4 protein-coding genes are annotated in these 6,515 nt (G+C 61.0%); 3 read left to right on the forward strand and 1 reads right to left on the reverse strand.

What is annotated here, in order from left to right:
• The first annotated feature begins 66 nt into the window (after nt 1-66).
• Complete coding sequence (locus JKV55_RS03525; RefSeq protein ID WP_202082364.1) at nt 67-990, forward strand: LysR substrate-binding domain-containing protein; 924 nt, start codon at nt 67-69, stop codon at nt 988-990.
• A 40-nt stretch (nt 991-1,030) separates the two neighbouring features.
• Here JKV55_RS03525 and JKV55_RS03530 read toward each other — a convergent pair whose 3' ends face one another.
• A complete protein-coding gene (locus JKV55_RS03530; protein WP_237332638.1) occupies nt 1,031-2,719 on the reverse strand; it encodes an SLC13 family permease in 1,689 nt (562 codons plus the stop codon).
• 159 nt (nt 2,720-2,878) lie between these two features.
• Here JKV55_RS03530 and cysD point away from each other — a divergent pair, with 159 nt between their 5' ends.
• The gene (gene cysD / locus JKV55_RS03535) at nt 2,879-3,778 is read left to right on the forward strand and encodes a sulfate adenylyltransferase subunit CysD (RefSeq protein WP_237332639.1); all 900 of its coding nucleotides are present in this window, start codon (nt 2,879-2,881) and stop codon (nt 3,776-3,778) included.
• Nucleotides 3,778-5,685: a sulfate adenylyltransferase subunit CysN gene (cysN, locus tag JKV55_RS03540; protein WP_202082366.1), complete on the forward strand. Its 1,908-nt coding sequence runs from the start codon at nt 3,778-3,780 to the stop codon at nt 5,683-5,685. The genes cysD and cysN overlap by 1 nt, the downstream gene beginning before the upstream one ends.
• Nucleotides 5,686-6,515 lie beyond the last annotated feature (830 nt).

Here is a 6,515-nt window from a genome sequence, read left to right on the forward strand (position 1 = left end):
TATAGGAATGCATTTTCAGGATAAACTTGGTGAATTCGTTTTGTTTATACGAGAATACGTACAGTCATGGCTTTGGATCGCTTGGAAGCGATGCGAGCATTTTGCCGCATCGTTGAAGTGGGCAGCTTCAGTGGCGCTGCCGAGTCCCTGGACCTCGCAAAGACCACCGTTTCAGGCCAGGTGCAGGGATTGGAGAGCTTGTTGGGTATCAAGCTTCTGCACCGCACCACGCGCAAGGTGTCTCCGACCACGGAGGGCACGGCCTACTACTTGCGAGCGCGGGCGGTCATCGACGATGTAGACGAACTGGAAGCCTCAGTCTCTCAAAGCCGGAACATAGTGCGGGGCCGGGTGAGAGTTGAAATGCCTTCCCCGGTGGGAATCCTCCTGGTCATCCCCGCCCTTCCGGATTTCGCTGCCAAATACCCCGAAATTCACCTCGATATCGGCTGCAGCGAGCGTGTTGTGGATCTCATCCAAGAAGGCGTGGACTGCGCAATCCGCGGCGGGCCCGTTGCCGACCAAGATCTCGTGTGCCGCTCTATCGGACAGATGCGATTTTGCGTCTGTGCGTCTCCCTCCTATTTAGGGAGTTCGGCACCGATCGCTCATCCCTCCGATTTGCCGCAGCACCGGCATCTGGGTTTCAAATTCCCAGCAACAGGCAGACGCTATGTTCCAACCCTTAGCCGCAGTGAGGAAAGCTTCACCCTGGATCACCCGCCGTCGATGTACTTCAACCACGGCAGTGCAACTGCAGCAGCGGCCATCGCAGGACTCGGTGTCGCATTTCTGCCCCGTGCGGAAGCCGAGCCACATTTCAGAAGCGGTGCGCTCGTTGAGGTGCTGGCCGATTGGCACATGGAGAGCATGCCCATGTCCATGGTCTATCCGTATACCCGGCACCTCTCTGCGCGAGTCAGAGCATTTACTGACTGGGTTACGACCTTGATGGCTGGTACCTCATTATGGAAGTTGCCTAACAGCTAAATAACTATTCCTAATGGTGCTACATCGACCGCGCCCCAAGCTAGAACGGAAACATCACCGGCACCAGGGCGATGACGCCCGCCGAGTAGAGCAGGCTTATCGGCAGCCCCGCCTTGAGGTAGTCCAGCATGCGATAGCGGCCGGGGGAATACACCATCAGGTGGGTCTGGTAGCCAAAGGGCACCATAAAGCAGGCGCTGGCGCCAAAGGCGACCGCCATGATAAAGGGCATGGGATCGGCGCCGAAGGCCTGGGCGGTGGAAAGGCCGATGGGAAAGGCCAGGGCGGCGGCGGCGTTGTTGGTGACGGTTTCGGTCAGCACCAGGGTGATCAAAAACACCCCGATAAAGGCGCCGTACACCCCGTAGCCGTCGAACAAAGAGCGCATGGTGTCGGCCACCAGGGCGGCCCCGCCCGAGCTTTCCAGCGCCTTGGCCACGGTCAGGGCCGAGCCGATGATCAGCATCAGCTCAAACGGAAAACGCCGGCGCAGCTCGCTCAGGGTGAGGATGCGGCACAGCAGCAGCGCCGCCAGCAATATCAGCAGGCCGTTCAGCAGCGGCACCCAGCCCAGGGCGGAGAGCCCGATCACGGCGCCGAAGCCGGTAAAGGCGAACAGGCTCTGGCGGTTGCTGAGCTTGGGACTGAGCGGGGTACCGTTCAGGATATGGAAGTTGCGGTCGATATTGCGGTGCTGGGTAAAGTCCGCGCCCACCGCCAGCAGCAGGCTGTCGCCCACCTTGAGCGGTATCTGGCCCAGTTGCCCGGTCAGCCGGCGCTGGCCGCGGCGAATGCCCACCACGCCGGCGTTGAACATGGTGCGAAAATCCACCTCCCGCAGGGTGCGCTTGGCCAGCTCCGACTCGTTGGAGATCACCACCTCCACCAGGTTGGAGGCCAGCAGATCGTCGGCCTGGGCACCGAATACCTGCAGCCCCGGAAAACGCTGCAGCGCCTGCACCTTCTCCACCTCGCCGGTGAACACCAGTATGTCCCCTTCCAGCAGGATCTCGTCCGGCGACACCGGGCTAATCAGCCGCTCCCGGCGCACCAGCTCCAGCAGGAAGAGGCCGTCCAGGCTGCGCAGCTGGTTGGTCTCTATGCTCCTGCCGATCAGCGGCGAGCCCTGCATCACCTGGGCCTCGAGGAAATAGGGCTGGGTCACCTCCCGGTCCTGCATGGAGTGGCGGGGCAGCAGGCGGGCACTGAACAACAGCCCCAGCAGGCACAGCAGCGCCACCGGCACCCCCACCGCCGCAAACTGGAACATGCCGAGCGCCGGCAGGCCGGCGTTCACCACGAAGGAGTTCACCACCAGGTTGGTCGACGTGCCCACCAGGGTGGTCACGCCGCCGAAAATGGAGGCATAGGAGAGCGGGATCAGCAAGCGGGAAGCGGGAATATAGCGCTGGCGTGAAATCACCCCGAGCAATGAACCCACCACGGCGGTATTATTGAGGAAGGCGGACAGGGTGGCGGTCACCCCCATCAACCGCAGGCTGGCCATCGACTCCCGGCCCTTGAGCAGGGCGTCGGAAAAGCGGTCGAGCAGGGGCGAGCGCTCCAGTGCCAAAGACACCAGCAGCAGCACCAGCAGGGTGATCAGCGCCGGGTTGGAAAAGCTGTTCAGCAGCGCCTGCTGCTCCACCACCCCCAGCAACACATAACCCACGGCCCAGGAGGTAAACAGCACCGCCGGTGAGAAACGTCCTTGTATCAGCAGCGCCAACAAGGCTCCGATTGATGCTAATACCAAATAGGCTGACATATATAACCACTCGCTCTTTAAGCAGGGCTATCATTGTAATCATATATCAAATAAACTGGACATACTGAATATCTATAACATTTAGTTATTAGCATAATCCATTGTTGAAACAGGATCATTATGAATCTGACGCACCTGCAACGGCTGGAAGCCGAAAGTATTCACATCATGCGGGAAGTAGTGGCCGAGGCCGAAAACCCGGTCATGCTCTACTCCATCGGTAAAGACAGCGCCGTGATGCTGCATCTGGCGATGAAGGCCTTCTATCCTTCCATCCCCCCCTTCCCCCTGCTGCATGTGGACACCCGCTGGAAATTCCGCGAAATGTACAGCTTCCGCGACCAGATGGCCGAGAAGCTGGGCATGGATTTGCTGGTGCACATCAACCCCGAAGCCATCGAGAAGGACATCAACCCCTTCACCCACGGCTCCGCCATCCACACCGACATCACCAAAACCGAGGGCCTCAAGCAGGCGCTCGACAAGTACGGCTTCGACGCCGCCTTCGGCGGGGCCCGCCGCGACGAGGAGAAGTCCCGCGCCAAGGAGCGCATCTTCTCCTTCCGCACCGCCCAGCACCGCTGGGACCCCAAGAGCCAGCGTCCCGAGCTGTGGAAGCTGTACAACGCCCGCAAGCACAAGGGTGAGTCCATCCGGGTGTTCCCCCTGTCCAACTGGACCGAGCTCGACATCTGGCAATATATCCACCTCGAAAACATTCCCATCGTGCCCCTGTACTACGCCGCCGAGCGCCCGGTGGTGGAGCGCGACGGCACCCTGATCATGGTGGACGACGAGCGCATGCCGCTGAAAGAAGGCGAAGTGCCGATGATGAAGAAGGTGCGCTTTCGCACCCTGGGCTGCTACCCGCTCACCGGCGCCGTGGAGTCCGAGGCCGACACCCTGCCCGCCATCATCCAGGAAATGCTGCTCACCAAAACCTCCGAGCGTCAGGGCCGGATGATAGATCACGACTCCGCCGCATCCATGGAAAAGAAAAAACAAGAGGGTTACTTCTAATGGCGCACCAATCCGACCTCATCGCCACCGATATCGAGCAATACCTGAAGCAGCACGAGCACAAGAGCCTGCTGCGCTTTATCACCTGCGGCAGCGTGGACGACGGCAAGAGCACCCTCATCGGCCGGCTGCTGTTCGAGTCCAAGATGCTGTTCGAAGACCAGCTCGCCGCCATGGAGGCCGACTCCAAGAAATGGGGCACCCAGGGTGACGATATCGACTTCGCCCTGCTGGTCGACGGCCTGGCCGCCGAGCGCGAGCAGGGCATCACCATCGACGTGGCCTACCGCTTCTTCTCTACCGACAAGCGCAAGTTCATCGTGGCCGACACCCCCGGACACGAGCAGTACACCCGCAACATGGTGACCGGCGCCTCCACCGCCGATGCCGCCATCCTGATGGTGGACGCGCGCAAGGGCATCCTCACCCAGACCCGCCGCCACAGCTACCTGATGTCGCTGCTCGGCATCCGCCACATCGTCGTCGCCATCAACAAGATGGATCTGGTGGGCTATTCCGAGAAAACCTTCCGCACCATAGTGGAAGAATACAGCCAGTTCGCCGAGCAACTGGGGCTCAAGCAGATCACCTACATCCCCATGTCGGCGTTCAAGGGTGACAACATCATCACCCACAGCGACAACATGCCCTGGTACCACGGCACCACCCTGATGGGCTACCTGGAAACCGTGGAAGTGGACGACACCCGCATGCAGCGGGCCCCCTTCCGCCTGCCGGTGCAGTGGGTCAACCGCCCCAACCTGGACTTCCGCGGCTTCGCCGGCACCGTGGCCAGCGGCGTGATCAAGCCCGGCGACCGCATCCGGGTGCAGCCTTCCGGCAAAGAGAGCCACGTGGCCCGTATTGTGGTGCACGGCGGCGACCTGCCCCAGGCGGTGGCCGGCCAGTCGGTGACCCTGACCCTCACCGATGAAATCGACATCTCCCGCGGCGACGTTATCTCCATCGCCGATGAGCCGGCGCAAACCGCCGACCAGTTCGAAACCACCCTGGTGTGGATGCACGAAGACGCCATGCTGCCGGGCCGGCCCTACCTGCTGAAAATCGGCACCAAAACGGTCACCGCCACCATCACCGACATCAAATACCAGGTGAACGTCAACACCCTGGAGCACACCGCCGCCAAGAAGCTGGAGCTGAATGCCATCGGCATCTGCAACATCAGCCTGGACCGGGCCATCGCCTTCGACGACTACCAGAGCAACAAGGACACCGGCGGCTTTATCCTGACCGACCGGCTGACCAACAACACCGTGGCCGCCGGCATGCTGCACTTCTCCCTGCGCCGCAGCCAGAACATCCATATCCAGCATGTGGACGTGGATAAAGAGGCGCGCGCCCAGGCCAAGGGCCAGAAGCCGGCGGTGCTGTGGTTTACCGGCCTGTCCGGTGCCGGCAAGTCGACCATCGCCAACCTGGTGGAGAAAAAGCTGCACGCCCAGGGCCGCCACACCTACCTGCTGGACGGCGACAACGTGCGCCACGGCCTGAACAAGGATCTGGGCTTTACCGACGCCGACCGGGTGGAAAACATCCGCCGGGTGGCGGAAGTGTCCAAACTGATGGTGGACGCCGGCCTGATTGTGCTCACCGCCTTTATCTCGCCGTTCCGCTCCGAGCGCCGCATGGCGCGCGAGCTGCTGGCCGAGGGCGAGTTTATCGAAGTGCACGTGGACACCCCGCTGGCGGTGGCCGAAGATCGGGACGTGAAGGGACTGTATAAAAAGGCCCGCCGCGGCGAGCTGAAGAACTTCACCGGCATCGACTCCGCCTACGAGCAGCCGGAGAACCCGGAAATCCGCCTGGATACCACCACCCTCAGCGCCGAAGCCGCCGCCGATGAAATCATCGCGGCCCTCAAGCACAGAGGCATTATCCTGGACTAAAACAAACCCGTAGGGTCGAATTTATTCGACCGAACACGGCGCCGTGGGCGGAACAAACCCCGTAGGGTCGAATTTATTCGACCAAACGCGGCGCCGTGGGCGGAAAGGTCCATTGAAATGGACCCTACGACAAACCACCGGCGGGTCCAACGTAACCGGCACCCGTAGGGTCGAATTTATTCGACCGAACGCGGCGCCGTGGGCGGAAAGGTCCATTGAAATGGACCCTACGACAAACCACCGGCAGGCCCAACGTAACCGGCACCCGTAGGGTCGAATTTATTCGACCGAACGCGGCGCCGTTGGCGGAAAGGTCCATTGAAATGGACCCTACGACAAACCACCGGCGGGCCCAACGTAACCGGCACCCGTAGGGTCGAATTTATTCGACCAAACACGGCGCCGTTGGCGGAAAGGTCCATTGAAATGGACCCTACGACAAACCACCGGCAGGCCCAACGTAACCGGCACCCGTAGGGTCGAATTTATTCGACCGAACACGGCGCCGTTGGTGGATGGTCCATTGAAATGGACCCTACGACAAACCACCGGCGGGCCCAACGTAACCGGCACCCGTAGGGTCGAATTTATTCGACCGAACGCGGCGCCGTTGGTGGATGGTCCATTGAAATGGACCCTACGACAAACCACCGGCGGGTCCAACGTAACCGGCACCCGTAGGGTCGAATTTATTCGACCAAACGCGGCGCCGTGGGCGGAAAGGTCCATTGAAATGGACCCTTGTATGTTGAAGCGAGATGAACTGATAGAGTTAAAAACAGTTACCGGGGAGGCCGTTGGACCCTGGAGGCAGCATTCGCTGACCTCGC

Origin of the sequence: Zobellella iuensis (genome assembly GCF_016746085.1) — a bacterium.
In the GTDB taxonomy this organism is placed as follows: domain Bacteria; phylum Pseudomonadota; class Gammaproteobacteria; order Enterobacterales; family Aeromonadaceae; genus Oceanimonas; species Oceanimonas iuensis.